Here is a 3555-nt window from a genome sequence, read left to right on the forward strand (position 1 = left end):
TTTCTGCGTATATCCCGCCAGGGAATCCAGCGACACGGCAACCGCCTCGGAATCGGTTTCTACCGTATCGGCATCTGTAATGACGACATCCTTTCCGTCCTTGCCGTCATTGCCATCCTTTCCGTCCTTGCCGTTTTTACCGTTCTTACCATTCTTGCCATCGGAACCATCTTTTCCGTCGGTACCATCTTTTCCATCAATACCGTTCAGCACCACGCCAATGGAATCGCCATTGCAGATGATTTTGACACCACTACTGTCCTTAAGCGGCTCGGTCGAGCAAGAGATATCAATGTCACTTGTTTGAACCTGCACCTCGGTAGAAGAATCTTCACCGCAGGCGACAAGGAAAATAGCGACAAGTATCACTAAAACTGATAGGGATGTTCCAAAGGTTTTCATCATTTGTCCTTGAAGCAGCGAATGTTGATTTGGCTAGATTTCATACTACCATACGGAAGGGGCTTTGAAATATATGCATCCGGCGCCGCAACGGCATCATACCCATAGACATACTTGCCTACACCAACCATTCCGGCTTTTTCGTCGGATATTTCATCGGGACTCCAGAAGGCGGCATATTCCGTTTGCTTATTTACGGAATAATGCCCCATGATATAGAAACCAAACCATTCGGCAGTAACAATCGTCGAAAAGCCCAACAAGTCAGTCCCTTTTCCGGTCATGGCTTCGAATTTCTTAGACAACAGCGCCCTTGTCGGGTCTTCTTTTCCCATCTTGTAACCCGCATAATTTATCAGGTTCGTCCACTCCTTACTATCCGGGAGATGCCAACCTTCAGGGCAAATGCCCCGCAGCGGAATCGATGCAGAACAAACTCTCTTGAATCCGCACCCACTCCCGTTATCCGAATAGACACCGGCACTATCCATGGCCGCTGCCCACGAGTAATGGCGCCCCACTAATTTGCTTTCCTCAGAATCGCAGTTGCCATCATGGCAGAACGTTCCATAGACTTCGCCATCGACCCTGTATTCAAAATCAAGATTTTCCGCCATATAGGTTTCGTCATACGTCGTCGGTATAATCGTAACGCCAGGAGCCGTTTCATCGACGTCGTAGCTAAAATAAGATCCACGTTCATGATGCACGTAGTACATTCGGCGGTCGCGCCAGTCAATCAAAGTCTCATATCCCACATCAGGATTGAGGTATTCGCTTTTCGGCCGCACATCCACCCAAGTCACGTTTCCCTCTGGTACCTGGTAGCACTGGTACGATTTTCCATGGAACAGGCTCTTTGGATTAGCCACCGTCTGCGATTCGGAACTTTTGTCGGAGCAGGCCTCTATTTCATAAATCGACGCAATAAAGTGATTGATATATTTTTCAAAATTACCGACACTTTCACTCAATTTCCAGCCTTCTACATTCTTGCGAATCTTAGCGAGGTTCTGCGTAAAAGCCCAATCGGCAATAGAAACCACCATCGAGTCGGCGCGTTCGCCAATCCATTCGCCCTTCTCGGCAATTCCATTGCTAATTTCAGTCAGCAGCGCCATCATCTCGGCCTCGGTGCGGTTTCCCTGCAACAGAATCGAAATCGCAAGGAGTGCTGCATCGGCATCGCTGGAACCGAATACATCCAAGTCTTCGGACTCCGTCTTAAAAACTTCCGAATCAATATGGAAAAGCTTGAAAATTTCCGCCTGCGCCTTTTTCTTTGCGGCACGCACCGTCATTTTTTCCTTCGTCACCAGGAGATAGACTCGTTCAAATTCCAGATGCGTCAAAAGGTTCACGTTTGCAGACCTTCGCATGAGCATATTGCTGATGGCCTTCAGTCGGATAGGCGCACCAGAAACAGCTCCCGTCACCTCGTTACGATAATAACCGTCCACAATCAAGAGCGCATATTGGCTAGTCAGGTCACGAGCCGTGAACTTGTAGCGGCCATCGTCACTTACAATGTTGCTTGTAAAGTTACCGTTCGTCTGCTTAAGGGTTCTGCCATCGGTAAGTTCGTAAAGGTACACCGTAGACCCCTTGGTAAACGGACCTTTCTGCGTGTATCCCGCCAGGGAATCCAGCGAAACGGCAACCGCCTCGGTATCTAGGGGAATGGTATCGGCTACAGCGGAGACACCGTCCTTACCGTCCTCGCCATTTTTGCCATCCTTGCCGTCCTTTCCATCTTTACCATTCTTGCCGGCATCGCCCTTGGCCCCCTTCTCGCCATCCTTGCCATTCAACACCACGCCAATGGAATCACCATTGCAGATGATTTTGACGCCACTGCTGTCCTTGAGGGGCTTGGTGGTGCAAGAAAAATCGACTTCGGCACCTTCGGTCTGGTAGACATTTTCTACGGTATCACCGCAAGCCACAAATAAAAAAGCTGCAAACGAAAAAACAAGTCCCTTTTTCATAGCCGAAATATCCTTTTTTAAAGAGCCTTTGCCCCCTCGTCTATAGATGAGGAATTCCTCTTGCAACGAATAGAGTATCCAAAAATCGAGGGCTTATCCATTAACCGATAACTATCGCTATCGTATCTCAGGCTAAAAAGGTATGCATTTTCAAGTCCGTTTGGAGTCGAACTCCAAAAATTCGTTTGTTCGCCTTCGATATAATAATTCCCTACATGAGAATACATCGCCGAATCAGCTATTGTATTCGACCACACGCCTGCAGGAACTGCCGAAAATCCAAAGTAATTTTTGAATTGATCGACAATAGCTTCAGGATACATCGCAGAAGCAACTATATCACTAGGGAGCCACCCCACTTTCGACTTTAAGGGCAAGCCCACCAATTCGCTTGGATTATCTAATTCAAATCCATATTCCACAAGACTCACGGCGACAGCTGTTTTCAGGAACTGTATTAAGGTTTCCCATTCCGATTTAGACGGAAGATGCCATCCATCAGGGCACACGCCCCTCGCCCCGACCGCGGCATTGCAAATATGATCAAAGCCACAATCAAGTCCTTCGGAAGAATACACTCCGGCACTGTCCATCGCAGCAGCCCAAGTATAATAGCGGCCATACATTTGCGCCTTTTCCGAATTACAATCGTCATTGTAGCAATAGTTGCCATAAACTTCGCCGTTTACCCTATACTCGAAATCAAGATTTTCAGCCATCCATACCGAAAAGACATGTTCCCTGTAAGCAGTCCCGGTTGCAGAATCCACCGTGTTAATCGCATAGCTGAGATGTACCGCGTGATACAACCTGCGGTTTCGCCAATCCACCATTTCGAGAGTGTCTATCGGACTAAGGTGCGGATTTGAAGACCGAACATCGATCCACGTTGGAACACCATCCCATTTGTAGCATTCATATTGTTTTCCATTAAAAATGCTCTTCTCATTTTTTATAGTCACCTTTTTAGAACTTGCCGATTTACAGACTTCGATACCATAAACATTCGCAATAAAGTTATTGATGTATTTTTCAAAATCACCTACCGGTTTACCGTTATTCAGTTCCCAGCCTTCCACGTTTTTACGGAAATTCGACATATCCCGGCTAAACGCCCAGTCTGCAATTTCAGCCTTAATCCTTGCAGAGCGATCGTCGTTCCACA

2 protein-coding genes and 1 pseudogene are annotated in these 3555 nt (G+C 47.3%); all 3 read right to left on the reverse strand.

The window, feature by feature from the left end; translation table 11 throughout:
• Positions 1-369 (reverse strand): annotated as a pseudogene (locus Q0W37_RS15255) (hypothetical protein); the annotation flags it as partial.
• 32 nt (positions 370-401) lie between these two features.
• A complete protein-coding gene (locus tag Q0W37_RS15260; protein ID WP_297702399.1) occupies positions 402-2390 on the reverse strand; it encodes an FISUMP domain-containing protein in 1989 nt (662 codons plus the stop codon).
• 17 nt (positions 2391-2407) lie between these two features.
• Positions 2408-3555: FISUMP domain-containing protein (locus Q0W37_RS15265; protein ID WP_297702400.1), on the reverse strand; the 1148-nt coding region annotated here is incomplete at its 5' end.

Origin of the sequence: uncultured Fibrobacter sp. (genome assembly GCF_947166265.1) — a bacterium.
In the GTDB taxonomy this organism is placed as follows: domain Bacteria; phylum Fibrobacterota; class Fibrobacteria; order Fibrobacterales; family Fibrobacteraceae; genus Fibrobacter.